Annotated in this window: 23 protein-coding genes and 1 pseudogene; 11 read left to right on the top strand and 13 right to left on the bottom strand. The window is 54.3% G+C overall.

Features of this window, described 5'->3' with window-relative positions; translation table 11 throughout:
• Nucleotides 1-83 precede the first annotated feature (83 nt).
• From mdcE to prs, 7 genes are all read right to left on the bottom strand, one after another.
• A complete protein-coding gene (gene mdcE / locus M4I31_RS01875; protein ID WP_085048987.1) occupies nucleotides 84-884 on the bottom strand; it encodes a biotin-independent malonate decarboxylase subunit gamma in 801 nt (266 codons plus the stop codon).
• Complete coding sequence (locus tag M4I31_RS01870; RefSeq protein WP_038634789.1) at nucleotides 884-1,717, bottom strand: biotin-independent malonate decarboxylase subunit beta; 834 nt, start codon at nucleotides 1,715-1,717, stop codon at nucleotides 884-886. Before M4I31_RS01870 ends, mdcE begins: the two co-directional genes overlap by 1 nt.
• Nucleotides 1,710-2,009: a malonate decarboxylase acyl carrier protein gene (gene mdcC, locus M4I31_RS01865; RefSeq protein ID WP_032945188.1), complete on the bottom strand. Its 300-nt coding sequence runs from the start codon at nucleotides 2,007-2,009 to the stop codon at nucleotides 1,710-1,712. Before mdcC ends, M4I31_RS01870 begins: the two co-directional genes overlap by 8 nt.
• A 17-nt stretch (nucleotides 2,010-2,026) precedes the next feature.
• Nucleotides 2,027-2,887 (bottom strand): triphosphoribosyl-dephospho-CoA synthase, encoded by an 861-nt coding sequence (locus tag M4I31_RS01860; protein ID WP_085048988.1) that lies wholly within the window; start codon nucleotides 2,885-2,887, stop codon nucleotides 2,027-2,029.
• Nucleotides 2,887-4,542, bottom strand: a complete 1,656-nt coding sequence (mdcA, locus tag M4I31_RS01855; RefSeq protein ID WP_038634792.1) for a malonate decarboxylase subunit alpha — start codon at nucleotides 4,540-4,542, stop codon at nucleotides 2,887-2,889. Before mdcA ends, M4I31_RS01860 begins: the two co-directional genes overlap by 1 nt.
• Nucleotides 4,543-4,739: 197 nt before the next feature.
• Entirely contained in the window at nucleotides 4,740-6,230 is a 1,491-nt protein-coding gene (locus M4I31_RS01850; protein ID WP_085048989.1) for a nicotinate phosphoribosyltransferase, read from the bottom strand.
• A gap of 14 nt (nucleotides 6,231-6,244) precedes the next feature.
• Entirely contained in the window at nucleotides 6,245-7,105 is an 861-nt protein-coding gene (gene prs / locus M4I31_RS01845; protein ID WP_085048990.1) for a ribose-phosphate diphosphokinase, read from the bottom strand.
• Between the two features lie 190 nt (nucleotides 7,106-7,295).
• On the opposite strand from prs, the gene M4I31_RS01840 reads away from it, so the two are divergent.
• From M4I31_RS01840 to M4I31_RS01825, 4 genes and pseudogenes are all read left to right on the top strand, one after another.
• The gene (locus M4I31_RS01840) at nucleotides 7,296-8,015 is read left to right on the top strand and encodes an NUDIX domain-containing protein (RefSeq protein ID WP_085049160.1); all 720 of its coding nucleotides are present in this window, start codon (nucleotides 7,296-7,298) and stop codon (nucleotides 8,013-8,015) included.
• A gap of 44 nt (nucleotides 8,016-8,059) precedes the next feature.
• Nucleotides 8,060-9,119: pseudogene (locus M4I31_RS01835) on the top strand (hydrolase).
• Nucleotides 9,116-9,334, top strand: coding sequence for a YheU family protein (locus M4I31_RS01830; RefSeq protein WP_085048991.1), 219 nt, complete (start codon nucleotides 9,116-9,118; stop codon nucleotides 9,332-9,334). The pseudogene M4I31_RS01835 and the gene M4I31_RS01830 overlap by 4 nt, the downstream one beginning before the upstream one ends.
• 53 nt (nucleotides 9,335-9,387) lie before the next feature.
• Complete coding sequence (locus tag M4I31_RS01825; RefSeq protein ID WP_003827751.1) at nucleotides 9,388-10,257, top strand: phosphoribulokinase; 870 nt, start codon at nucleotides 9,388-9,390, stop codon at nucleotides 10,255-10,257.
• 98 nt (nucleotides 10,258-10,355) lie between these two features.
• On the opposite strand, the gene M4I31_RS01820 is transcribed toward M4I31_RS01825, so the two are convergent.
• A complete protein-coding gene (locus tag M4I31_RS01820) occupies nucleotides 10,356-10,760 on the bottom strand; it encodes an OsmC family protein (protein WP_006687378.1) in 405 nt (134 codons plus the stop codon).
• A 308-nt stretch (nucleotides 10,761-11,068) separates the two neighbouring features.
• On the opposite strand from M4I31_RS01820, the gene crp reads away from it, so the two are divergent.
• On the top strand, nucleotides 11,069-11,701 hold the full coding sequence (gene crp / locus M4I31_RS01815) for a cAMP-activated global transcriptional regulator CRP (RefSeq protein WP_000242758.1): 633 nt from the start codon (nucleotides 11,069-11,071) through the stop codon (nucleotides 11,699-11,701).
• Nucleotides 11,702-11,752: 51 nt separating this feature from the next.
• A complete protein-coding gene (locus M4I31_RS01810) occupies nucleotides 11,753-13,840 on the top strand; it encodes a YccS/YhfK family putative transporter (RefSeq protein WP_085048992.1) in 2,088 nt (695 codons plus the stop codon).
• Nucleotides 13,841-13,939: 99 nt separating this feature from the next.
• Here the strand turns inward: M4I31_RS01810 and M4I31_RS01805 are convergent, their stop codons facing one another.
• The 5 genes from M4I31_RS01805 to ppiA form a co-directional block, all read right to left on the bottom strand.
• The gene (locus M4I31_RS01805) at nucleotides 13,940-15,157 is read right to left on the bottom strand and encodes an aspartate aminotransferase family protein (protein ID WP_085048993.1); all 1,218 of its coding nucleotides are present in this window, start codon (nucleotides 15,155-15,157) and stop codon (nucleotides 13,940-13,942) included.
• Between the two features lie 85 nt (nucleotides 15,158-15,242).
• The gene (gene pabA, locus M4I31_RS01800; RefSeq protein ID WP_038634811.1) at nucleotides 15,243-15,806 is read right to left on the bottom strand and encodes an aminodeoxychorismate synthase component 2; all 564 of its coding nucleotides are present in this window, start codon (nucleotides 15,804-15,806) and stop codon (nucleotides 15,243-15,245) included.
• A 31-nt stretch (nucleotides 15,807-15,837) separates the two neighbouring features.
• Complete coding sequence (locus tag M4I31_RS01795; RefSeq protein WP_085048994.1) at nucleotides 15,838-16,440, bottom strand: putative adenosine monophosphate-protein transferase Fic; 603 nt, start codon at nucleotides 16,438-16,440, stop codon at nucleotides 15,838-15,840.
• Entirely contained in the window at nucleotides 16,430-16,597 is a 168-nt protein-coding gene (locus M4I31_RS01790) for a YhfG family protein (RefSeq protein WP_069323810.1), read from the bottom strand. Before M4I31_RS01790 ends, M4I31_RS01795 begins: the two co-directional genes overlap by 11 nt.
• A gap of 107 nt (nucleotides 16,598-16,704) precedes the next feature.
• Nucleotides 16,705-17,277 carry a peptidylprolyl isomerase A gene (gene ppiA, locus M4I31_RS01785; RefSeq protein WP_003023595.1) on the bottom strand — a complete coding sequence of 191 codons (573 nt, stop codon included), beginning with the start codon at nucleotides 17,275-17,277 and terminating at the stop codon, nucleotides 16,705-16,707.
• Nucleotides 17,278-17,541: 264 nt separating this feature from the next.
• On the opposite strand from ppiA, the gene tsgA reads away from it, so the two are divergent.
• The 5 genes from tsgA to cysG all read left to right on the top strand — a co-directional run bounded on the left by tsgA (nucleotide 17,542) and on the right by cysG (nucleotide 24,250).
• Nucleotides 17,542-18,723, top strand: a complete 1,182-nt coding sequence (tsgA, locus tag M4I31_RS01780; RefSeq protein WP_085048995.1) for an MFS transporter TsgA — start codon at nucleotides 17,542-17,544, stop codon at nucleotides 18,721-18,723.
• A gap of 270 nt (nucleotides 18,724-18,993) precedes the next feature.
• A complete protein-coding gene (gene nirB / locus M4I31_RS01775; protein ID WP_085048996.1) occupies nucleotides 18,994-21,537 on the top strand; it encodes an NADPH-nitrite reductase large subunit in 2,544 nt (847 codons plus the stop codon).
• Nucleotides 21,534-21,860, top strand: a complete 327-nt coding sequence (nirD, locus tag M4I31_RS01770; protein WP_042312029.1) for a nitrite reductase small subunit NirD — start codon at nucleotides 21,534-21,536, stop codon at nucleotides 21,858-21,860. The genes nirB and nirD overlap by 4 nt, the downstream gene beginning before the upstream one ends.
• Before the next feature lie 195 nt (nucleotides 21,861-22,055).
• Complete coding sequence (nirC, locus tag M4I31_RS01765) at nucleotides 22,056-22,865, top strand: nitrite transporter NirC (protein WP_085048997.1); 810 nt, start codon at nucleotides 22,056-22,058, stop codon at nucleotides 22,863-22,865.
• An 11-nt stretch (nucleotides 22,866-22,876) separates the two neighbouring features.
• Nucleotides 22,877-24,250 carry a siroheme synthase CysG gene (gene cysG / locus M4I31_RS01760; RefSeq protein ID WP_085048998.1) on the top strand — a complete coding sequence of 458 codons (1,374 nt, stop codon included), beginning with the start codon at nucleotides 22,877-22,879 and terminating at the stop codon, nucleotides 24,248-24,250.
• Nucleotides 24,251-24,493 lie beyond the last annotated feature (243 nt).

Raw genomic sequence — 24,493 nt, 5'->3', positions numbered from 1 at the left:
TGTTATTTTTCAGATGCAGCGACCCACGCGGGTGCAGTCACTGCACCCGCGGAGCCGTACATCCGGCAGGTCTCTTTTTTTACTTACCAGCTTGCTCGCATGCGTTCGCGTACGAGGGCAGAGCTGCGGCGATTGTCGGCACCCAGACGGCTTTTAAGCGTAGGGTCCTGACGCGCGTCGTTGATGGCCTGTTGCAGGGTGTTTTTCACCAGCGCCAGGTCTTGTGCGGATGGGGCATCCGGGTTGCTGATATCCAGCAGGTTTTCCAGCAGGCCCAGGGTGGCGTAGTTGCTGATGTCATAGGCCATCGGCGGAATAGTTGCCGCCAGTTTTTCCAGCGCCTCAACGGTACGCAGGGTAATGCGCGCCGCGGACTCTTTGCCCATCGCGTGAATCAGTACGCCTTTATCGTTGAAGGCGATCAGACGGTTTGCCTGGTAGCCGTGCGCCAGAAACGCACCGGACATCGCTTTACCGACGATAAGGCCAATCACCGGGTGGCCTGCCAGACGCGCATTGGCATACGCCGCAGCCGCGCCAGCCAGCGCCTGATGAATGCCAAAGCCTTCTTCACGACGACCATAGGCCTGGCTGGCGACGTCAATCACCGCCACGATCGGGCGCTTCACGGCGCTGTTGGCATCGGCGGCGATGGTTTCGCTGACAACTTTCGCAAGCCACCAGCCTTCCAGCAGACCGACTTCACCTTTAGTGGCGCGCGGATAGTGGTTATGGGCATCCGGAACGACGGCGATAAAGCGCACGTTTTCACCGTTCAGCTCGCCATCAGCGGCCTGTACGGACGGGCACAGCCCTGCAATACGTTTGGCGCCTGGCGCCAGCGTTTCCAGCCATAATTCGCCACGGCTAATTACGTTACTCATTATTTCACCTCCCGGGCGAAGAGCGCTCTAATCTGTTCTGAATCGGCCTGTTTGCGGGTATCAAAATGGCTCAGGCGGTCGAGATACCAGTCGTAATTATCGGTGCGATGTTTTGCCGGAACGCCTTTCGCCAGCGCCTCGTTCATGGCGGCTTTCACCGCGTTCACACCGTCGTTGACCAGTGCTTCTACCAGCCCGCTTTCGTAGCGAACTTCACCACCGGTCATGCTCCAGATGAACGGACGGTCGCGGGAGTCATACTCCTCAATCCCGGCTTCCTGTTCGATTACCTGCGGGCCGTTCAGGCCGAGACGCGCTTCGCGGGTCACAATCAGATAGCTACACAGCGCCGCCGCGATGGACATCCCGCCGAAGCAGCCCACAGTACCGGCCACAATGCCAACCACCGGGGTGTAACGACGCAGATCCACAATCGCCGCATGAATATCGGCAATCGCCGCCAGACCGAGGTTCGCTTCTTGTAAACGAACCCCCCCGGTTTCCAGGCTCAGTACCGCCTGAGTAGGAATGCCGTTACGGTTATCTTCCGCCGCCAGCTCCAGCGCCGCTGCCATTTTGGCACCGGACACTTCGCCCATGCTGCCGCCCTGGAACGCGCCTTCAATCGCTACAACAACGGCCGGTTTACCATTGATGGTGCCTTTTGCCACCACCATGCCGTCATCGGCCTGTGGAACAATGCCCTGTGCGCCGAGCCACGGCGACATCACGCCTTCAAACGGGTCGAGCAGTTCACGGTAGCTGCCTTCATCCAGCAGCGCATGCGCACGCTGGCGTGCTTTTAATTCGATAAAACTGCGGTCATCACGCATAGCTCACCTCTTCAAAAACCTGTTCGATACGGATGCGCGCCACGCCCGGCGTCGCGCCGAAGTCATGGATGGTCAGTTTGCCCGCAGGCAGGCTGCTGACCGTCTGCAGACGGTTGAATAGCGCTTCCCAGCGGCGGGTGCTGTTATCGACAGAAGTGGTGATATCAATGGTTAACGTCTGGCCCTGGTCGGCGGTGAATAACACCTCCATATCCCCGGAGCCCACAACGCCTGCCAGCGCTTTGCCGCTTAAGGTGCGGCTGGCCGGTACGGTTAACGTAATGTGTTCCATAACATCCTCTTAATGCTTTAAATACGGCGATTCGACGTGATTTCGACGCGATCGAGAAATAGCGTGGCGGCGAGCAGGTCAGCCGCGCCGCCCGGCGAGGCGTTTAGCGCCAGCATCTGGCTATCCAGTTCCGCTAATGCCGCCTGACCCGCCGGATGCGCGCTGCCGCCTGCATTCAACACGGCGCGCGCGCCGTCCTGCATGACATCAAGCCCTTCCAACCCGGCACGAGAAAGTACGCAGGTATCGGTCAGCGAGGTCATGATGGCCATCAGCGCATCCAGCCTCGCGTGCGTCTCGCTACTACCACGCAGGCGGCTTAAACGCAGCTGCGGCAGCGCGCGCTGCATCACGTGCGGAAACGCCTGCTGAGCTTCTTCACGAGCGCCCGGTACACGATAACGATGCGTCGCGCGAAGCCCTTTGCTGAACACCTTCGGCGCTGCGTCATCCGGCAGCTTCGCCAGCTCCGCTGCGGTAGCGGCTATCTGCTGCGCGCCACCGGCACCACCGTGCATCGCAACGGCGCTCACCAACAACCCCAGCGCCCAAATCGCGCCGCGGTGGGTATTCACGCCGTGGGTCGCGGCCATCATCTGCTGCTCGCCCTCACGGCCGAGTCGCCCTATGGTTTGTCTGAGCGCAATATCCGCTGGACGCTGCCAGCTTTGCTGCGCCAGCGCCTGAAACGTAGGGGTCAGGCTATGTGCGGAGCGCTCCATTAGCGAAAGCGTAAGATCGTGGTGCGCGCCGTTCCCCCGACTGTCCACCAGACCGGGTTTCGGGCTTAATCGTGCTTCGTCAATCAGACACTGCGTGGCGGTTCGCGCCAGCCACTCGGCACCGCCTTCAACCTGAATCTGGGGCAGAAGTTTCATTACCAGCTCCGGAATTTCGCAGGTGGGTTGTAAAGACCGCCGGACCATTCCACCAGGTCAGCGACGCTACCGGCTGCCAGCAGCGAACGGGTGGCATCGGTACGACGAATGCCCATATCTTCCGGATAGACCACCTTGCCGCTCTGACGCAGCTCGGCAACGCGTTTGGCATCAACGCCCAGGCCGATATCGGTGATACCCGCGACCGCAGCTACCATCGCACGGCGCTCTTCAAGATCTTTGGCGCGGTAGAGGTAGGCGATACCTTCTTCGGTCAGCACGTGGGTTACGTCATCGCCGTAGATCATTACCGGTGCCAGCGGCATGCCGGAGGCTTTCGCCACGTCAACCGCGTCCAGTTTTTCGACGAAGGTTGGCTTCACGCCCGCCTGGAAAGTTTCGACCATCTGCACCACCAGTTTTTTACCGCGCTGCATTGGGTCTGGTTCGGTGATCATATTCAGCCAGGCTGGCGTTGCATGACGACGACCGTGCGGGTCGTGACCCATGTTTGGCGCGCCGCCGAAGCCAGAAAGACGGCCGCGGGTCACGGTGGAGGAGTTGGCGTAGCCATCAACCTGCAGGGTGGAGCCGATAAACATATCTACCGCGTACTGGCCAGCCAACTGGCAGAAGGCGCGGTTAGAACGCATCGAGCCGTCGGAACCGGTAAAGAAGATGTCTGGGCGGGCGCGGATATACTCTTCCATCCCCAACTCGCCGCCGAAGCAGTGCACGCTTTCTACCCAGCCGCTCTCAATTGCCGGAATCAGCGTTGGATGCGGGTTCAGGGTCCAGTGCTTACAGATTTTGCCTTTCAGACCGAGCTGTTCACCGTAGGTTGGCAGCAACAGTTCAATCGCCGCGGTGTTGAAGCCGATACCGTGGTTCAGCGACTGTACCTGATGTTCCGCGTAGATGCCTTTAATCGCCATCATCGCCATCAGGATGTGTTCCTGTTTGATCAGGCGCGGGTCGCGGGTAAACAGCGGTTCGATAAAGAACGGTTTGTCAGCCACCACGACGTAGTCAATCCAGGAACCCGGAATATCCACGCGCGGCAGGTCGCATTCGTCGTCCACCAGCTCGTTCACCTGTGCGATGACGATACCGTCGTGGAACGCGGCGGCTTCCACCAGCGCTGGCGTATCTTCGGTGCTCGGCCCGGTGTAGAGGTTACCTTTACGGTCAGCTTTATAACCGGCAATCAGCGCCACGTTCGGGGCCAGGTCAACATAAAGACGGGAATAGAGTTCGATGTAGGTGTGGATGGCGCCAATTTCCAGTTGGCCATCTTCCAGTAGTTGCGAAATACGCAAGCTTTGGGTACCGGAGAAGGAGAAGTCCAGCTTGCGGGCGATCCCTTTTTCAAAGATATCCAGATGCTCGCTGCGCCCGACGCTTGGCATAATCATATGCAGGTCGTGCACAATCTGCGGATTGACTTCAGCCAGCATGCGGGACAGGAAATCTGCCTGCTTCTGGTTATTCCCTTCTAATACCACGCGGTCACCCGGCGCGATCAGTTTTTCCAGCATCGCGGTCAGGTCTGCGGTCGGCAGCACCTTACCCTGCACCGGAACGGAAGCCAGACGGCGCTGTTTTTCCGTGCGGCGGGTGTTCCAGACTCGTGCTGGCGTTTGCCCAGATAACATTATTAACCTCCTGATTCAGCTAATCATTTTGATTGCTTAACACTGGAAAGAGTGTGCACCCTGGTGAGAAAGTCATCAATTAAGCGTAGGAAAGAATCATTAGCTTGAGAGTAATAATTGAAGTAACCATTTGTGACGATGATCAATTCACGCCGGGAGGGAGGAGGAAGCGGGTAACGCTACCCGCTTGGGGAAAACTAGCTTTGTGCCGCCAGGCGCAGGCGGATCTGTTCAAAGTGCTCACGGTTAAACAACTTCCCGTTGAGAAAACGGGTTTTCAGCTCTCCTTCCTGCTCTTGCTCCCAGGTTTGTTCATCATGCAGACGCAATTCTCCTTGCTCATCACGTACTACGCGAAGCAGCCCACGGGCCGAGCGCTTTAAGCCGTTATCGGTTTTCGGCTCTTTAAAAATCGTCCGACCCTTGCCGTCGACTTCGCCCCACGTTGCCTTCATCGCAAAACCGAAGGTGTCACGCGTGTTGTACTGATAGGTAAAAGAACCCACGCCAAACACCACATTTGAACTGGCAAATCCTTTCGCTTCCAGGCGGCGCAGGATCTCATTCGCCCGCTCAAGGGTGATGGAATCGCCATAAATTAGCCCCACATGTGGGTCGAGCACCTTGTAGCCTTTGGCGTTAACCGTGCCGCCAAATATCTCCCACAGCACCTCCACAGAGCCTTTCTCCTGTGCCGTACGATCGGCTCGTGTATCCTCATCCGCGCCAGTACCGCACAGGATCTCAACCGGATTACCGCTGTCCGGGCGGAAAACCACCCGTCCCTCGCGCGCCAGAATGATGTTCTTCAGCTCGCGGGTGTACTCCGTCAGTACCTGCCAGTAATCCCATGTATCAGAGACAATCGACACAAATCCCTGCGGGTAGAGATCGGCAATCAGGCGGCGGAAGGTTTCGATCTCATGTTCACGTTCCCCCATACACATCACGCTGTGCTCGGTCGCCGGAATGCTGGCGCCGATAAAATAGGGCTCGCCGTCGGTATAATAATCCCGAGCGTAGAGAAGCGACGGAATGCTGTCAGTGCCTTTAAAACTCAACAAGTGGCCGCTGCCCGCCTGCATGGTGTCCTGCAATCCGGCCATACCGCGAAATGAAAAGTCATGGCACTGGAAGTCGAGGTGTGACAGGTCGCTACAGGTTTTCTGTGCCCAGCGCGCGCAAATTTTACGATAGTGATGAGCGATTGTGGCGTTTGTTGACGCCTTCCACAGTTCTGCCGACAGCACGGTCTCCAGGTAATTCACCAGCCAGAAAAACTCAGGTTGGGTGTTGATGATAGTTAAAACAGGCACCGCCATCAGCACCTTGCTGCCTTCATCCAGCGCTTTGATGTGCAACGGCAGATAGCCCAACTGATGCAGAGCGCGGATATGATCAACCGCTACCGCATCTTTGCCGAGATAGCTGTCCATGACCTGTTTGTATTCGCTGACCACCTCGTCTTCCGGACGGGCAAAGAATGCCTCGTTAAACAAATCAACCAGAAACCACTGCAGAAAACCTTGCAGGCCAAAAAACACCAGTTTGCCATCCGCCAACGGCGAGGAGAAAAAGCGATCGCTGCGCGGGGTAAAGTTGGAATACACGCGGCTGGTTCCTTGCGGATACTGTACGCGGTGAGAAACTTTGTAGCCGTCGATAGCCAGAATCGGGTTCATTTTCATAATCAGTATCTCCCTCAGGCGCGGTAAATCGCGTCAATGTCGATAAGCTCAAGCTGCGGATGTTCCAGCGTCGGGGCAGCGAAAGAGGTGGTGGTGTAGATAGCATCAATACCGTTCGCAAACAGGTGTTCGACGCCTTTAGAGAAAATACCGTGGGTGATATACAGGTTGACGCTACGGGCACCTGCATCACGGAGTACCTGCGCAGAACCAATGAACGTACCGCCAGCGTCACACAGGTCGTCAACAATCAGCATATCCCGGCCCCTGACGTCTCCGGCGACTAAAGCAAATCCCGTCAGCTTGCCGCTTGCCACATCGCGTTTTTTGCTCAGGACGGCGTATTCCGCTACACCGACCGCTCTGGCAACGGCATCAATTTTCTTCAGCGATCCGGCATCGGGGGCGACCAGCATTAGCGCTTTTTGTCGGAACTGCCGCTGCAAGGTCGCGCTGTGCAGCAGGCAAGTCTCTTGTGAAATCGCCACAAAATTATTGATAGCTGCCGCCGCCGCGTCACTGTGTGGATCGAGCACCTTCACCCTATCGAATTGCAGCGTATTAAGCTGGCTGGCAAAGACTTTCAGCGCAAAGCTATCACCCGCCACCATATGGCGATCCTGACGAGCCCATGGTAACCAGGGAAGTTCGAGATGACTGACCAGCACATCCGTTTGATGGCGAACCGCCTCCACCAGTTGCGCCAACAGCATAAAGTCGTTCATATCGCGCATCGCCGTCGCACGAATGCGCATCAGGCGAGCAAAGGGTGGTAATGCTTCAGTAACCTTCAACCAGACGGCGCCATCAGGAAAAACACCGTGTGTCATTCCGTAGCTCTGGTCGTCCAACGTTAGTGTCAGTTTTATGTTCATCACGCTCACCTTTAATTGTGTCCCTTCGACACAATTAATAATGTCCCTAGGACACATACAAAGCAAGCACAAAGTGCATTATTTTTAGGGCATCACATAATCCACTGATAAATAATAAGAAAAAACGAACCTTGCCCCCCGGTATTGGGCTGGTACACTTGTGGGCGTTGCAAATCATCGTGAGTACCTTATGACCACCGAAGCCGACTACCTGAATCAATACGATGCCCGCCGCTTTCCCACACCACTGGTGACGGTCGATAGCGTGCTGTTTACCCTGCATCAACAGGCGCTGTGCGTATTACTGGTTGAACGAGCAAACCAGCCGCAAAAAGAGCGTTGGGGATTACCAGGTGGCTTCATTGATATCGCGCACGATGACTCCACTCGCGCCACAGCGCTGCGCAAGCTCACTGAAAAAACAGGGGTTTTGCCTTCGTGGCTGGAACAACTGGATACTTTTTCCGGCCCGGATCGCGACCCGCGCGGCTGGAGTCTGACAGTCGCCTGGTTTGCGCTTATCGCCTGGGTAGACTGTGCGCCGCACATCGCCAGCGTCAGCAATGCCCGTTGGGTGCCGGTTGATGAGCTGAAAAATTATTCACTCGCGTTCGACCACGGAGACATCATTACGGCGGCCCTGCATCGCTTGCGGCAAAAAACGATGTACTCACTACTGCCCGTATACTGCTTGCCGGAGACATTTACCCATGGGCAACTGCTCGAAGCCACCGAGGTGATCCTCGGTCAGTCGATCCAGCGTAAAAGTCTGATTCGCCGCTTTGAAGCGTCAGGAATGTTTGAAGATACCGGAGAAAGCGTAGCGACAGGGACGCGTAAAGCTCGCCTGTGGCGACGAAAGCCCGACGTCGATTTTCATTTTTTCTCGCGTAACCTGCTGACTGACTAGCGACAAAATCACATATTGGCTAACCCGCAAGCGCTGCGCGCGGTATAGTTATTCTTTCCGATTATTAATTGCTCTGGTGTTATGGTTGAAATCACGTCCACAGAAATGATCCCACCTACTGATGATTCGCGAGAATTCCGCCCTATGCGCGGTATCAGTAACCGCCATTTGCAGACAATGCTGCCGCGTTTAATTCGCCGCAAGGTGAAGTTCGACGCCCATTGGCAGCGTCTGGAATTACCCGACGGTGACTTTGTCGATCTGGCATGGAGTGAAGATCCGCAACAGGCGAAGCACAAACCGCGCCTGGTGGTTTTTCACGGTCTGGAAGGCAGTCTGAACAGCCCGTACGCACATGGCCTGATTGAGGCAGCGCAAAAGCGCGGCTGGCTGGGCGTGGTGATGCATTTTCGCGGCTGCAGCGGCGAACCAAATCGTCTCAACCGTATTTATCATTCTGGTGAAACAGAAGATGGCACCTGGTTTTTACATTGGCTGGAACGCGAGCTTGGTCGTGTGCCGACCGCGGCGGTAGGCTATTCACTCGGCGGGAACATGCTTGCCTGCCTGCTGGCCAAAGAAGGCAACGATATTCCCATTGATGCAGCGGTTATTGTCTCTGCGCCTTTCGTGCTGGAAGCCTGTAGTTACCATATGGAGAAGGGGTTCTCACGCGTCTACCAGCGCTATCTGCTCAATCTGTTGAAAGCTAACGCCTCGCGTAAGCTACAGGCCTATCCGGGTTCGTTGCCGGTGAGTCTGACCCAGTTGAAATCCCTGCGTCGCATTCGTGATTTTGACGATCTCATCACTGCCAAAATCCACGGTTTTGCCGATGCTATAGACTATTACCGCCAGTGTAGCGCCATGCCATTGCTTAATCAGATCGCCAAACCGACGCTGATTATCCATGCCAAGGACGATCCGTTTATGGATCATCACGTGATCCCTGAACCGGAAAACCTGCCCTCACAGGTGGAGTATCAGTTGACTGAACACGGCGGACACGTCGGATTTATTGGCGGCACAGTGCGCCGCCCTGAGATGTGGCTGGAATCCAGAATTCCCGACTGGCTGACAACGTATCTGGAGGCGTCATCATGATTATCCCCTGGCAAGACATCTCCCCGGACGCGCTGGACAATCTGATTGAAAGCTTTGTCTTGCGCGAAGGTACCGATTATGGTGAACATGAACGTTCGCTCGAACAAAAAGTCGCCGACGTCAAACGCCAACTACAATCAGGTGAAGCCGTCCTGGTGTGGTCCGAACTGCATGAAACGGTCAACATCATGCCGAAGAAGCAGATTCACCAGTAATTCGTAGCCGACGGCTGACTATAATAAAAAATCAACCTATTCATGGAGTTGTTATGTCTGCCAAACATCCGGTGATTGCGGTAACAGGATCCAGCGGCGCGGGGACCACCACCACCAGCCTCGCGTTTCGTAAAATTTTCGCGCAGCTAAATCTGCGCGCCGCCGAGGTGGAAGGTGACAGTTTTCATCGCTATACCCGTCCGGAAATGGATATGGCGATTCGCAAAGCGCGCGATGCCGGGCGACATATCAGTTATTTCGGGCCCGAAGCCAATGACTTTGGTCTGCTGGAACAAACCTTCATTGAATACGGCCAGACGGGAAAAGGTCAGTCGCGTAAATATCTGCACACCTACGATGAAGCCGTACCGTGGAACCAGGTCCCGGGAACGTTTACCCCCTGGCAGCCATTGCCTGAACCGACGGATGTCCTGTTCTATGAAGGGCTACACGGCGGCGTCGTCACCCCACAGCAAAATGTGGCCCGGCATGTCGACCTTCTGGTCGGTGTGGTGCCGATCGTTAACCTGGAATGGATCCAGAAACTGACCCGCGATACCAGCGAGCGTGGACACTCGCGTGAAGCGGTGATGGACTCGGTTGTGCGCTCAATGGACGATTACATCAATTACATCACGCCGCAGTTTTCCCGTACGCACATTAACTTTCAGCGCGTACCCACCGTCGATACCTCAAACCCCTTTGCCGCCAAGAGCATTCCGTCGCTGGATGAAAGCTTTGTGGTCATTCATTTTCGTAATCTGGAAGGGATCGACTTTCCGTGGCTTCTGGCCATGCTGCAAGGCTCATTCATTTCCCACATCAATACATTAGTCGTACCTGGCGGCAAAATGGGTCTGGCGATGGAATTGATTATGCTGCCGCTGGTCCAGCGATTGATGGAAGGTAAAAAGATAGAGTGAGGTACGGGATGTGCCCGATGGCGCTACGCTTATCGGGCCTACGAATCGGTATCGTCCTGTAGGCCGGATAAGGCCAAGCCGCCATCCGGCTTCACGTATTACGCAGCAACCACTTCATAGGAGTGGGTAATATTCACCGCCTTTTCCAGCATCAATGCCACGGAACAATATTTTTCCGCCGAGAGATCGACGGCGCGGGAGACCGACGCCTCTTTCAGATCGTTGCCGGTGACGATGAAATGCAGATTAATGTGGGTAAACAAACGCGGCGCTTCTTCACGGCGCTCAGAGGTGAGCTTCACTTCGCAGTTGGTCACATCCTGACGACCCTTTTGCAGGATCGACACCACATCGATGGCGCTACAACCGCCTGCAGCCATTAATACCATTTCCATCGGGCTCGGCGCTTTATCACCGGAGTTACCGTCCATCAAAATTTGGTGGCCAGAGGCGGACTCACCGAGGAAGGTTAACCCCTCAACCCACTTTACACGCGCTTGCATATTTCGTAACTCCAATGTTTCAATTTTCCTGACAGATTACGCGTACATAACAATTCTCGCAACGGAAGGCGACCTGCGTCATGCTGAAGCGAGACACCAGGAGACACACGGCGAAAGCTATGCTAAAACAGTCGGGATGCTACAGTAATACATTGACGTACTGCATGTATGCAGAGGACATCACATTACAGGCTGCAGTATATTTTTAGTAGCCCCCTTCCCAGGTAGCGGGAAGCACATTTTTGCAAACCCAGAGGCAGCGTCGTTTTCTGGCTCTGGAGACAGCTTATAACAGAGGATAACCGCGCATGGTGCTTGGCAAACCGCAAACAGACCCGACTCTCGAATGGTTCTTGTCTCATTGCCATATTCATAAGTACCCATCGAAGAGCACGCTGATTCACCAGGGTGAAAAAGCGGAAACGTTGTATTACATCGTTAAAGGCTCAGTGGCAGTGCTGATCAAAGATGAAGAAGGGAAAGAAATGATCCTTTCTTATCTGAATCAGGGCGATTTTATTGGTGAATTAGGCCTCTTCGAAGAAGGCCAGGAACGTAGCGCTTGGGTACGGGCCAAAACCGCATGTGAAGTCGCTGAAATTTCCTACAAAAAATTTCGCCAATTAATCCAGGTCAACCCGGATATTCTGATGCGCCTGTCTTCTCAGATGGCTCGTCGCCTGCAGGTCACGTCTGAAAAAGTAGGCAACCTTGCCTTCCTCGACGTCACCGGCCGTATTGCCCAGACTCTGCTGAATCTGGCAAAACAGCCTGACGCGATGACTCACCCGGACGGTATGCAGATTAAAATCACCCGCCAGGAAATCGGCCAGATCGTTGGCTGCTCCCGTGAGACCGTTGGTCGTATTCTGAAGATGCTGGAAGATCAGAACCTGATCTCCGCTCACGGTAAGACCATTGTCGTTTACGGCACACGTTAATCCCATCGAAATGGCGCGTTACCCGGTAGCGCGCCATTTTTGTTTGTTCCGATGTGGCGAAGACTGATTTATCACCCCGAGATCAACTACGCACTACGGCAGACGCTGGTGCTGTGTTTACCTGTGGCCGTCGGTCTTATCATTGGTCAGCTTCATCTGGGGCTTCTGTTTTCCCTCGTCCCTGCCTGTTGCAACATTGCCGGTCTTGATACCCCGCATAAACGCTTTTTTAAACGTTTAGTTATTGGCGCATCGCTGTTTGCCGGTTGCAGCCTGATCATGCAGTTACTGCTGGCGCAAAATATACCACTGCCGCTCATCCTCACCGGCCTGACGCTAATTCTTGGCGTAACCGCCGAGCTAAGCCCGTTGCATGCGCGACTGCTGCCAGCCTCACTCATCGCGGCAATTTTCACGCTAAGCCTTGCCGGGAACATGCCCGTCTGGGAGCCATTGCTGATCTATGCACTGGGTACGTTGTGGTACGGTCTGTTCAACTGGTTCTGGTTCTGGATGTGGCGTGAGCAGCCACTGCGTGAATCGCTTAGTCTGCTGTACCGCGAATTAGCCGATTACTGTGAGGCCAAGTACAGTCTGCTGACCCAGCATGCCGATCCAGAAAAAGCGCTGCCTCCGTTACTGGTTCGTCAACAAAAAGCGGTGGATTTGATTACCCAGTGCTACCAGCAAATGCACATGCTGTCGGCGCATCACAATAATGAATACAAGCGACTGTTGCGTGCCTTTCAGGAAGCGCTCGATTTGCAGGAACATATTTCAGTTAGCCTGCATCAGCCGGAAGAGGTGCAAAAGCTGGTCGAGCGAAGCCACGCGGAACAGGTGATTCGCTGGAACGCGCGCACCGTCGCCGCCCGCCTGCGCGTCCTGGCCGATGATATCTTGTATCACCGCTTACCGACCCGTTTCTCAATGGAAAAGCAAATTGGCTCGCTGGAAAAAATCGCCAACCAGCATCCGGATAATCCGGTAGGACAGTTTTGCTACTGGCACTTCAGCCGTATCGCCCGCGTGCTACGGACCCAGCGCCCGCTGTATGCCCGAGATTTGATGGCGGACAAACAGCGGCGGTTGCCGTTGATCCCGGCGCTGAAAAACTATCTGTCGTTGAAATCCCCGGCGCTGCGTAACGCCGGGCGCATCAGCGTCATGCTGAGTATCGCCAGCCTGATGGGCAGCGCCTTACATCTGCCTAAACCTTACTGGATTTTGATGACGATCCTGTTCGTCACGCAAAATGGCTATGGGGCGACCCGGGTGCGTATTTTGCATCGTTCGGTGGGTACGCTCGTCGGACTGGTGATTGCGGGCGTCACATTGCACTTTCATATTCAGGAAGGTTTCACGCTGGCAGGCATGTTGCTGATCACGTTAGGCAGCTATCTGATCATTCGCAAAAACTACGGCTGGGCCACCGTCGGCTTTACGGTTACGGCGGTGTACACCCTGCAACTGCTGACGCTGAACGGGGAACAATTTATCGTGCCGCGGTTTGTCGACACGGTGATTGGCTGCTTAATCGCCTTTGGTGGCACGCTCTGGCTGTGGCCACAGTGGCAGAGTGGTCTGTTGCGTAAGAACGCCCACGATGCGTTAGAAGCCGACCAGGAGGCTATTCGCCTGATCCTCAGCAACGATCCGCAGGCCACGCCGCTGGCGTATCAACGCATGCGGGTCAACCAGGCGCATAACACGCTGTTTAACTCACTGAATCAGGCAATGCAGGAGCCGGGATTCAACGCGCACTATCTGGCGGATATGAAACTGTGGGTCACGCACAGCCAGTTTATTGTCGAACACATCAACGCGATGACCACACTGGCAAGGGAACATACGATGCTGACGCCGGATTTGGCGCAGCGGTATCTGGAGTCCTGCGAAATTGCGCTCCAGCGCTGTCAGCAGCGGCTGGAGTATGACGGACCGGGAAGCTCGGGCGATGTGAATATTCTCGAAGCGCCTGAAATGCTGTCCCACGGCCCATTAAGCACCCTGGAGCAGCATCTGCAGCGAGTATTGGGGCATCTGAACACCATGCACACCATTTCGTCGGTAGCATGGCGTCAACGACCCCACCACGGGATCTGGCTTAGCCGTCGGTTGCGGGACATGAAAGGCTAAGATCGGCTGCCGGATGCGCTACGCTTATCCGGCCTACGAATCACACCTTACCCTGTAGGCCGGATAAGGCGCTCGCGCCGCCATCAGGCAATCAACCAATCAGCCCACCACCTTCGCTACCGCCTGCGCGAAACGCTGCATCCCTTCCTCGATATCCGCATCTTCCACCACCAGCGACGGCGCGAAACGCATCACGTCCGGCCCGGCATTCAGCACCATCACCCCATCGTGCGCGGCGGCGTAGAGGAAATCGCGCGCCCGGCTTTTAAACTGCGGCTTCAGCTCGGCGCCAATCAGCAGCCCCATGCCGCGAATATCGCTGAAAATATCGAACTGCTGATTAATTTTCTGCAAATGATGCACAAACGTCTGACGTTTGCCCTGAATACCTTCCAGCACTTCCGGGGTGTTGATGATATCAAACGCGGCATCTGCAACCGCACAGGCCAGCGGATTACCGCCGTAAGTGGAACCGTGCGAACCCACGTGGAACGCGGAGGCAATTTCCTGAGTGGTCAGCATGGCGCTCACCGGGAAACCGCCGCCGAGCGCCTTGGCGCTGGTGAGGATATCCGGCGTCACGCCGTAGTGCATATAGGCAAATAAATCGCCGGTACGCCCCATCCCACACTGCACCTCATCAAAGACCAGCAGCGCCTGGTGCTGGTCGCAAAGTTCACGCAGACCTTGCAGGAATTCCGGGGTTGCCGCAGTGACGCCGCCTTCTCCCTGAATGGGCTCAACCACCACCGCACAGGTGTGATCGTCCATCACCGCTTTTACCGCATGCAGATCGTTAAACGGCACATGGATGATATCCGCCGGTTTTGGTCCAAAGCCGTCGGAATATTTCGGTTGCCCACCAACAGATACGGTAAACAGCGAACGACCGTGAAACGCATTATGAAAGGCGATGATTTTGGTTTTGAACGGGCTGTGGCGTACGCAGGCATAATGACGCGCCAGCTTAAAGGCGGTTTCATTGGCTTCGGTACCGGAGTTCATGAACAGCACGCGTTCAGCAAAGGTCGCATTGATGATTTTACGACCTAAGCGCAACGCCGGTTCGTTGGTGAAAACGTTACTGGTGTGCCACAGGGTTTCGCCCTGGGTTTTTAACGCCTCAACCAGCGCCGGATGGCAATGCCCTAACGCGGTAACTGCAATGCCGCCCGCGAAATCAACATACTCTTTGCCCTGTTGATCCCAGACCCGACTCCCTTTTCCTTTTACCGGGATAAACTCAGCCGGTGCATAAATCGGCAGAATTACTTCATCGAATGTCGCGCGCGTAATCGCAGTTTGTTCAGTTGCCATGTCATTACCACCCTGTTAAGCAGAAATGCTAGTGAAATTATAATCACAAAATATGAATAAAAAATCACTGAATGGCAACCATAAATCACCGTTGGAGGAAATTATCCAGCAGCTGATGCCCCTGTTCGCTGAGAATACTCTCCGGGTGAAACTGCACACCTTCCAGATCCCACTCGCGGTGGCGAATGCCCATTATCTCTTGTGTTTCACTCCAGGCCGTCACTTCAAAGCAGTCAGGAAGCGTTTCGGGGGCAACCACCAGAGAATGGTAGCGTGTCACGGTTAATGGGTTGGCGAGTCCCTGAAAAACCCCCTGCCCGTTATGCGTAATCGGCGAGGTTTTACCATGCATCACTTTTGCTGCCCGAACCACGGTCGCGCCAAACGCCTGCGCCATCGCCTGGTGACCAAGACATACACCCAGCAGGGGAATTTTGCCCGCAAAATGGCGAATCACATCCAGCGAGATACCGGCATCATCCGGCGTGCATGGGCCTGGGGAAATCACGATTTTTTGCGGATTCAGCGCGTCGATTTGCGACAGCGTCAGCTCGTCGTTACGCCTGACGAGGACATCAGCACCCAGTTCGCAGAAGTATTGGTACAGGTTCCAGGTAAAAGAATCATAGTTATCGATAAGCAGGATCATGGCGGCTCCGGTACATAAGAACCGCGCTATTCTACTCAGTTTCCGGGGCTTCGCTTACCACTTTACGAAATATCGCCCGCAGAGCGGTCAGGTCGCCCATCGCCCCGCTCTGGTTCGCCTGGTTCCACTCCTCAACCTGAATGTCATCCCAGCTCAGCATATACCCGGCATGGATCGCTAGCTGTTCGAAGAAAATACGCTGCGCGAGACCGCTACCAATACGAAACGGATGCAGCACATTGATTTCGCAATAATAGTGCGCAAGGCGGTCGACGAATTTTTCTTCCGGCAATCCCACCAGCCAGGACTCCTCTTCCAGGTCCTGCATCAACGCATTACCCTCTTTCTCGATATAGGCGAAATGGCAAAAGCGAGTATCGCCCTGGTAGATATCAACTTCCCGCAGTTGTCCCGCCCAGTCGAAAATATCCTGGTATAACTGGCGATGAATGGCGCACAGGTGTGGCAGGCCACGCTTTAAAGGCCCCAACTCAACCGTCGCGGCGCGCAGTGCTGTTAATTCGTATGCCGCTTGTGCCAGACGCTGGGTCTGATGAATCCCCAGGCGGTTACGCATCACATTCAGACCGGGGTACAGATAAGGGTCGCGTCCATCACCGAATTTATCGCTCATAGTGCCTCCTCAACTCATCCAGACGCGCCAGGGCGTCTTCCGCACTCAGAGTAACCCGTGGAATATCCACGCCTTCCAGTCGTCGACTTCCCTGGAAATTGACATTACGCCGTTGCTCCCAGAGCCTGGACTTTTGTTTATCGGTGAGTTTTTTCACGTGACCTCCCTGAATGTAAGCGGCACTTGCCACAAGTATAAGCAGCAATTTCGGGTTACGCAGAGAAGGGAGAGAACGCGGGCAGGAACTGCCCGCGCAAAATACGATTACGGCAGGACTTTAGCAGAAAGGATAACAATCGGTTTTGACGGGACATTCTGGTAAGGACCAACATCATGGGTCTGTACCTGAGAGATCTTATCTGCAACATCCATACCTTTCACAACTTTACCGAACACAGCATAGCCAAAGTCGCGTTGGCCATGATCGAGAAAAGCGTTGTCTGCAATGTTGATAAAGAACTGGCTGGTCGCGCTGTCTTTATCCGCTGTACGCGCCATCGCAATCGTACCGCGGGTGTTACGCAGACCGTTATCGGCTTCATTCTTGATTGGCGGGTTAGGTTTCTTCTGCTGCATCTGCTCGGTGAAGCCGCCGCCCTGTACCATAAAGCCTGGGATCACACGGTGGAACGTGGTGTTGTTATAAAAACCACTGTTCACATAATCGACAAAGTTTTGCACTGAAACCGGGGCTTTCTGGCTGTTCAGCTCCAGCTCGATGTTACCAGCAGAGGTGGTCAGCAGGACATGTGGGTCACCTTTTGCTGCCAGTGCTGCAGGAGAGAGCGCGGAAAGAGCGAGAACAGCTGCAACAGCCGCCAGAGTCGATTTGAGCATGAGAAGTCCTTAACAAGAGCAGAAATGAAGCAAGTGAAGTGATTCTAAAGAGCCTTCAAGGACAAGGCCATCCCTTTACTTAATTTTACGTATCTGAAACAAATGTAACTGCATAACCGGAATACTCATTGTGATCCAGCTCACATACAAAAATGTAACGGAGCAAGTTATTGCCATTAAATATTTAAATACGTCACTAAAACGCCTAAAATCTGCCCGCTCACGGCGCAATCAATGCGTCTTACACTTCTATACAGGCCAGTCATGACTAACAGCAATCGCATTAAGCTCACATGGATTAGCTTTCTCTCCTACGCCCTGACAGGCGCGTTGGTAATTGTCACCGGGATGGTGATGGGAAATATCGCAGATTACTTCCATTTGCCCGTTTCCAGTATGAGTAACACCTTCACCTTCCTGAATGCCGGCATCCTGATTTCTATCTTTTTGAATGCCTGGCTGATGGAAATTGTGCCCCTGAAAACCCAGTTGCGCTTTGGCTTTATCCTGATGGTTCTGGCGGTCGCCGGACTGATGCTCAGCCATAGCCTGGCCTTGTTCTCAGCAGCAATGTTTGTACTGGGGCTGGTGAGCGGTATCACCATGTCGATTGGTACGTTCCTGGTCACGCAGATGTATGAAGGTCGCCAGCGCGGTTCCCGCCTGCTGTTTACGGACTCCTTCTTCAGCATGGCTGGCATGATCTTCCCGATGGTGGCGGCGTTTCTGCTAGCGCGCAGCATCGAATGGTACTGGGTTTATGCCTGCATCGGCCTGGTATATGTTGCCATTTTCCTGCTGACCTTCGGTTGCGAATTCCCGGCGCTGGGCAAACACGCGCAGCAGTCAGACGCACCGGTAGTAAAAGAAAAATGGGGCATTGGCGTACTGTTCCTGTCCATTGCGGCTCTGTGCTACATCCTCGGCCAGCTTGGTTTTATCTCGTGGGTGCCGGAATATGCCAAAAGCCTGGGCATGAGCCTGGGTGATGCGGGTAAACTGGTCAGCGACTTCTGGATGTCTTACATGGTTGGCATGTGGGCGTTTAGCTTTATTCTGCGTTTCTTCGATTTGCAGCGCATCCTGACGGTACTGGCGGGTTTGGCCACCGTCCTGATGTATCTGTTTATCACCGGTACGCCGGAGCATATGCCGTGGTTCATTCTGACGCTGGGCTTCTTCTCCAGCGCGATTTATACCACCATTATTACCCTCGGTTCCCAGCAGACGAAGGTCGCCTCACCTAAACTGGTTAACTTCATTCTGACCTGCGGCACCATCGGTACCATGCTTACTTTCGTCGTCACTGGCCCGATCGTCGCTCATAGCGGTCCAATGGCGGCACTGCAAACAGCTAACGGCTTGTATGCCATTGTGTTCGTAATGTGCTTTATTCTTGGGTTTGTTACGCGCCATCGCCAGCATAACGCGCCGGCCACGCATTAATCTCACGGCCGGATGTTGTTCTCGCCATCCGGCATATCCCTGGCGTCCCTTCCTCCATTGGTGATGTAGGCCAATTCATACAAAAACCCCTTAATTTGTGCGCTTTTTATACAAACACGAAAAGCCAGTCAATTCCGTAACTTATAAAAATGTAGGTAAATCAGTTATATACCTCTTAAGGAGTATATGAGGGCGAATTTGATTTGTATCAATAAGCGGGGTAGCTGAATCGTTAAGGTAGGCGGTAATAGAAAAGAAATCGAGGCAAAAATGAGCAAAGTCAGACTCGCTATTATCGGTAATGGTATGGTCGGCCATCGCTTTATTGAGGATCTTCTTGATAAATCCGACGCTGCCAATTTTGATATTACCGTCTTCTGTGAAGAACCCCGCAAAGCGTACGACCGCGTACACCTGTCTTCCTACTTCTCCCACCACACCGCCGAAGAGCTTTCTCTGGTGCGTGAAGGATTCTACGAGAAGCACGGCGTTAAGGTATTAGTCGGCGAGCGCGCAATTACCATCAACCGCCAGGAGAAGGTGATCCACTCCAGCGCGGGTCGTACGGTTTATTACGATAAGCTGATCATGGCGACTGGCTCTTATCCGTGGATCCCGCCGATTAAAGGTTCGGAAACTCAGGACTGCTTCGTTTACCGCACCATTGAAGACCTCAACGCCATTGAGTCTTGCGCGCGCCGTAGCAAACGCGGCGCTGTCGTCGGCGGTGGCCTGCTGGGTCTGGAAGCCGCCGGTGCGCTGAAAAACCTCGGCGTTGAAACCCACGTGATTGAATTCGCTCCGATGCTGATGGCTGAACAGCTGGATCATATGGGTGGCGAGCAGTTACGTCGCAAAATTGAAAGCATGGGCGTGCGTGTGCACACCAGCAAAAACACGAAAGAGATTGTCCAGGAAGGCGTCGAAGCGCGCAAAACCATGCGTTTTGCCGATGGTAGCGAACTGGAAGTCGACTTTATCGTTTTCTCTACCGGTATTCGTCCACGCGACAAACTGGCTACCCAGTGCGGTCTGGACGTCGCTCCGCGCGGTGGGATCGTGATTAACGACACCTGCCAGACTTCTGACCCGGACATCTATGCCATCGGCGAATGCGCCAGTTGGAACAACCGTGTATATGGTCTGGTGGCTCCCGGCTACAAAATGGCGCAGGTCGCCGTTGACCATATCCTCGAAACCGAAAACGCCTTCGAAGGCGCAGATTTAAGCGCCAAGCTGAAGCTACTCGGTGTTGACGTTGGCGGGATTGGCGACGCGCATGGCCGCACACCGGGTTCGCGCAGCTACGTTTACCTCGACGAGAGCAAAGAAGTCTACAAACGCCTCATTGTCAGCGAAGATAACAAAACGCTGCTCGGCGCGGTTCTGGTGGGCGACACCAGCGATTACGGCAATCTGCTGCAACTGGTGCTGAACGCTATCGAACTGCCGGAAAACCCGGACTCGTTGATCCTGCCAGCACACGCGGGCAGCGGTAAACCCTCTATCGGTGTCGATAAACTGCCGGACAGCGCGCAGATTTGTTCCTGCTTCGACGTCACCAAAGGCATGCTGGTTGCTGCTATCAATAAAGGTTGCCACACCGTTGCAGCGCTGAAAGCTGAAACCAAAGCCGGTACCGGCTGCGGCGGGTGTATCCCGCTGGTAACGCAGGTCCTGAACGCTGAACTGGCGAAACAGGGTATTGAAGTTAACAACAACCTGTGTGAACACTTCCCGTACTCGCGTCAGGAACTGTTCCATCTCATTCGCGTAGAAGGCATTAAAACCTTCGAAGAGTTGCTGGCAAAACACGGGAAAGGCTACGGCTGTGAAGTGTGTAAACCTACCGTCGGTTCCCTGCTGGCCTCGTGCTGGAATGAGTACATTCTCAAACCTCAGCACACGCCGCTGCAAGACACCAACGACAACTTCCTGGCGAATATCCAGAAAGACGGCACCTACTCCGTGATCCCGCGCTCCGCTGGCGGTGAAATCACACCGGAAGGTCTGGTGGCCGTGGGACGTATCGCACGTGAATTTAACCTGTATACCAAAATCACCGGTTCTCAGCGTATTGGCCTGTTCGGCGCGCAGAAAGATGACCTGCCGGAAATCTGGCGTCAGTTGATTGAAGCTGGTTTCGAAACCGGTCATGCCTATGCTAAAGCGTTGCGTATGGCGAAAACCTGCGTGGGCAGCACCTGGTGCCGTTACGGCGTGGGCGACAGCGTCGGTTTCGGCGTCGAGCTGGAAAACCGCTACAAAGGCATCCGTACGCCGCACAAGATGAAGTTCGGTGTCTCTGGCTGTACCCGTGAATGCGCGGAAGCCCAGGGCAAAGACGTGGGTATCATCGCCACTGAAAAAGGCTGGAATCTGTACGTTTGCGGTAACGGCGGGATGAAACCTCGTCACGCCGATCTGCTGGCGGCAGATATCGATCGTGAAACGCTGCTGAAGTATCTCGATCGCTTCATGATGTTCTACATCCGCACTGCCGACAAACTGACCCGTACCGCACCGTGGTTAGACAACCTGGAAGGCGGCATTGAGTATCTGAAATCGGTCATCATCGACGACAAGCTGGGCCTGAACGAGCATCTGGAAGAAGAGATGGCCCGTCTGCGTGAAGCGGTGGTATGCGAGTGGACAGAAACCGTTAACACCCCATCCGCGCAGGTTCGCTTCAAGCACTTCATCAACAGCGACAAACGCGACCCGAACGTCCAGGTTGTGCCTGAACGTGAACAACATCGTCCGGCAACGCCTTATGAGCGTATCCCGGTGACTCTGGTGGAGGAGAACGCATGAGCCAGTGGCAAAACATCTGCAAAATCGATGACATTCTGCCTGCAACAGGCGTCTGCGCCCTGTTAGGTACTGAACAGGTCGCAATTTTCCGCCCGTATCACAGTGACCAGGTGTTTGCGATCAGCAACATCGACCCGTTCTTTGAGTCCAGCGTGCTTTCTCGTGGCTTGATCGCTGAGCATCAGGGCGAACTGTGGGTCGCCAGCCCGCTGAAAAAACAGCGCTTTCGTTTAAGCGATGGACTGTGCATGGAAGACGAACAGTTCTCCGTGAAACATTACGAAGCGCGCGTGAAAGACGGCACGGTGCAGTTGCGCGGTTAATAAACTTTTGGGAGGCGCAACGCCTCCCCTTTTTTGTATTTTTTTCATTTTAATTGTTATCACAAAATCATTTGTACTGCATCGCGGCGGCAACCGAGCAAATCTCCAGGAGCATAGTTCACTATGTGACTGGGGTGAGCGAGGGCAGCCAACAAAGAGGCAGTGCAAAGGATGAAGTGAGAAAAGGATAATCAAATGTTTACTGACACTATTAATAAGTGTGCAGCTAATGCTGCGCGCATCGCACGCCTGTCGGCTAATAACCCGCTCGGATTCTGGGTCAGTTCGGCAATGGCAGGGGCCTATGTCGGTCTCGGCATCATTCTTATTTTCACCCTCGGCAATCTGCTCGACCCGTCCGTACGTCCTTTGGTAATGGGTGCAACCTTTGGTATCGCCTTAACGCTGGTCATTATCGCGGGTTCTGAACTGTTTACCGGTCACACCATGTTCCTGACGCTCGGCGTCAAAGCGGGCACCATCAGTCACGGTCAAATGTGGGCAATTTTACCGCAAACCTGGCTGGGTAATCTGGTCGGTTCCGTGTTTGTCGCTCTGCTTTACAGTTGGGGTGGCGGCAGCTTGTTGCCGGTAGATACCAGCATCGTCCATTCGGTTGCACTGGCGAAAACCACCGCGCCTACGACGGTACTGTTCTTCAAGGGCGCACTGTGTAACTGGTTGGTTTGTCTGGCAATCTGGATGGCAATCCGTACCGAAGGCGCAGCAAAATTCCTCGCTATCTGGTGGTGTCTGCTGGCGTTTATTGCTTCCGGCTACGAACACTCGGTTGCCAACATGACGCTGTTTGCCCTCTCCTGGTTCGGCCACCACAGCGAAGCCTATACCCTGGCCGGAATTGGTCATAACCTGCTGTGGGTGACACTCGGTAATACTTTGTCCGGTGTCGTATTCATGGGATTGGGTTATTGGTATGCTACGCCAAAATCGGAGCGTCCGGCTCCGGCAAAAATCAATCAGCCAGAGGCTGCTGCCAATAATTAAGGGGTAATGTCGTGGATCATTTGCCTATATTTTGTCAACTACGTGACCGTGACTGCTTGATCGTCGGCGGTGGTGATGTCGCAGAACGCAAAGCGCGGTTATTGCTGGAAGCGGGCGCCCGTTTAACGGTTAATGCGCTGGCGTTTATTCCGCAGTTCACCGTATGGGCAAATGAAGGCATGTTGACGCTTGTTGAGGGACCGTTCGATGAATCCCTGCTCGATCCTTGCTGGCTGGTTATCGCCGCCACCGATGACGATGTCGTCAACCAAAGCGTCAGCACCGCCGCAGAATCACGCCGTATTTTCTGCAACGTGGTCGATGCGCCAAAAGCAGCCAGTTTTATCATGCCCTCCATTATCGACCGCTCGCCACTGATGGTGGCGGTCTCCTCTGGCGGCACTTCGCCGGTGCTGGCCCGTCTGCTGCGTGAAAGACTCGAATCCATACTGCCTCAGCATCTTGGCCAGGTCGCACAGTATGCGGGCAAACTGCGTTCCCGGGTTAAAAACCAGTTTGCCAGTATGGGTGAACGTCGCCGCTTCTGGGAAAAATTGTTCATTAATGACCGCCTGGCGCAGTCGCTGGCAAACAACGATCGGAAAGCTGTCGAGGAAACCACCGAGCAGTTGCTCAGCGAACCACTGGATCACCGTGGTGAAGTGGTGCTGGTTGGCGCCGGTCCTGGCGATGCCGGGTTACTAACGTTGAAAGGGCTGCAGCAGATCCAGCAAGCCGACGTAGTGGTTTATGACCGTCTGGTTTCCGACGATATTATGAACCTCGTGCGCCGCGATGCGGACCGGGTATTCGTCGGTAAACGCGCGGGTTACCACTGCGTACCGCAGGAAGAAATCAACCAGATCCTGCTGCGTGAAGCGCAACAAGGCAAGCGCGTGGTACGACTAAAAGGTGGCGACCCGTTCATCTTTGGCCGCGGTGGCGAAGAGCTGGAAACGCTTTGCCACGCCGGTATTCCATTCTCCGTTGTGCCGGGTATAACCGCGGCTTCCGGTTGCTCCGCTTATTCAGGTATTCCACTGACCCATCGCGATTACGCGCAAAGTGTTCGTCTGGTTACCGGACACCTGAAAACCGGCGGCGAGCTGGACTGGGAAAATCTGGCGGCAGAGAAACAGACGCTGGTGTTCTATATGGGACTGAATCAGGCGGCCACAATTCAGGAAAAACTGATCGAATTTGGCATGCAGGCCAATATGCCGGTTGCGCTGGTAGAAAACGGTACCTCCGTGAAGCAACGCGTCGTCAACGGTGTGCTGACGCAGCTCGGGGAATTAGCGCAACAGGTTGAAAGCCCAGCGCTGATTATCGTCGGTCGCGTGGTTGGACTACGCGATAAGCTGAACTGGTTCTCGAATCATTAATTGAATGTAAATACATGCCCTGATATTCAGGGCATGTATTTATCATCCTGCAGAAATAAATAATAAACGAAATACGCCACATGCTCACTTCAGCAAACCAATTATTAATTAAAATATAACCACCTAGTAATCCAATTCATTAATTATATAATTTACATAAAGCTTGTTATGTCCTTATCCGGACTACTTAAATTTTATTTAAGTTGATATCTTAACCGTCGAGAAATGGATTTCATCCATTTT

This window comes from Citrobacter sp. XT1-2-2, assembly GCF_023516235.1.
Taxonomy (GTDB): Bacteria; Pseudomonadota; Gammaproteobacteria; order Enterobacterales; family Enterobacteriaceae; genus Citrobacter; species Citrobacter werkmanii.
This window is presented reverse-complemented; position numbering and strand designations above follow the sequence as displayed.

Excerpts from the sequence above, each read along its gene's own strand:
- mdcA (WP_038634792.1), bottom strand. The coding sequence starts at position 4,542 with ATGTTATCTGGGCAAACGCCAGCACGAGTCTGGAACACCCGCCGCACG.
- M4I31_RS01870 (WP_038634789.1), bottom strand. The coding sequence starts at position 1,717 with ATGCGTGATGACCGCAGTTTTATCGAATTAAAAGCACGCCAGCGTGCG.
- M4I31_RS01825 (WP_003827751.1), top strand. The coding sequence starts at position 9,388 with ATGTCTGCCAAACATCCGGTGATTGCGGTAACAGGATCCAGCGGCGCG.
- ppiA (WP_003023595.1), bottom strand. The coding sequence starts at position 17,277 with ATGCTCAAATCGACTCTGGCGGCTGTTGCAGCTGTTCTCGCTCTTTCC.
- M4I31_RS01830 (WP_085048991.1), top strand. The coding sequence starts at position 9,116 with ATGATTATCCCCTGGCAAGACATCTCCCCGGACGCGCTGGACAATCTG.
- nirD (WP_042312029.1), top strand. The coding sequence starts at position 21,534 with ATGAGCCAGTGGCAAAACATCTGCAAAATCGATGACATTCTGCCTGCA.
- M4I31_RS01850 (WP_085048989.1), bottom strand. The coding sequence starts at position 6,230 with ATGAAAATGAACCCGATTCTGGCTATCGACGGCTACAAAGTTTCTCAC.
- crp (WP_000242758.1), top strand. The coding sequence starts at position 11,069 with ATGGTGCTTGGCAAACCGCAAACAGACCCGACTCTCGAATGGTTCTTG.
- M4I31_RS01820 (WP_006687378.1), bottom strand. The coding sequence starts at position 10,760 with ATGCAAGCGCGTGTAAAGTGGGTTGAGGGGTTAACCTTCCTCGGTGAG.
- M4I31_RS01840 (WP_085049160.1), top strand. The coding sequence starts at position 7,296 with ATGACCACCGAAGCCGACTACCTGAATCAATACGATGCCCGCCGCTTT.
- mdcC (WP_032945188.1), bottom strand. The coding sequence starts at position 2,009 with ATGGAACACATTACGTTAACCGTACCGGCCAGCCGCACCTTAAGCGGC.
- M4I31_RS01805 (WP_085048993.1), bottom strand. The coding sequence starts at position 15,157 with ATGGCAACTGAACAAACTGCGATTACGCGCGCGACATTCGATGAAGTA.
- mdcE (WP_085048987.1), bottom strand. The coding sequence starts at position 884 with ATGAGTAACGTAATTAGCCGTGGCGAATTATGGCTGGAAACGCTGGCG.
- M4I31_RS01810 (WP_085048992.1), top strand. The coding sequence starts at position 11,753 with ATGTGGCGAAGACTGATTTATCACCCCGAGATCAACTACGCACTACGG.
- nirB (WP_085048996.1), top strand. The coding sequence starts at position 18,994 with ATGAGCAAAGTCAGACTCGCTATTATCGGTAATGGTATGGTCGGCCAT.
- M4I31_RS01795 (WP_085048994.1), bottom strand. The coding sequence starts at position 16,440 with ATGAGCGATAAATTCGGTGATGGACGCGACCCTTATCTGTACCCCGGT.
- pabA (WP_038634811.1), bottom strand. The coding sequence starts at position 15,806 with ATGATCCTGCTTATCGATAACTATGATTCTTTTACCTGGAACCTGTAC.
- nirC (WP_085048997.1), top strand. The coding sequence starts at position 22,056 with ATGTTTACTGACACTATTAATAAGTGTGCAGCTAATGCTGCGCGCATC.
- prs (WP_085048990.1), bottom strand. The coding sequence starts at position 7,105 with ATGAACATAAAACTGACACTAACGTTGGACGACCAGAGCTACGGAATG.
- tsgA (WP_085048995.1), top strand. The coding sequence starts at position 17,542 with ATGACTAACAGCAATCGCATTAAGCTCACATGGATTAGCTTTCTCTCC.
- M4I31_RS01860 (WP_085048988.1), bottom strand. The coding sequence starts at position 2,887 with ATGAAACTTCTGCCCCAGATTCAGGTTGAAGGCGGTGCCGAGTGGCTG.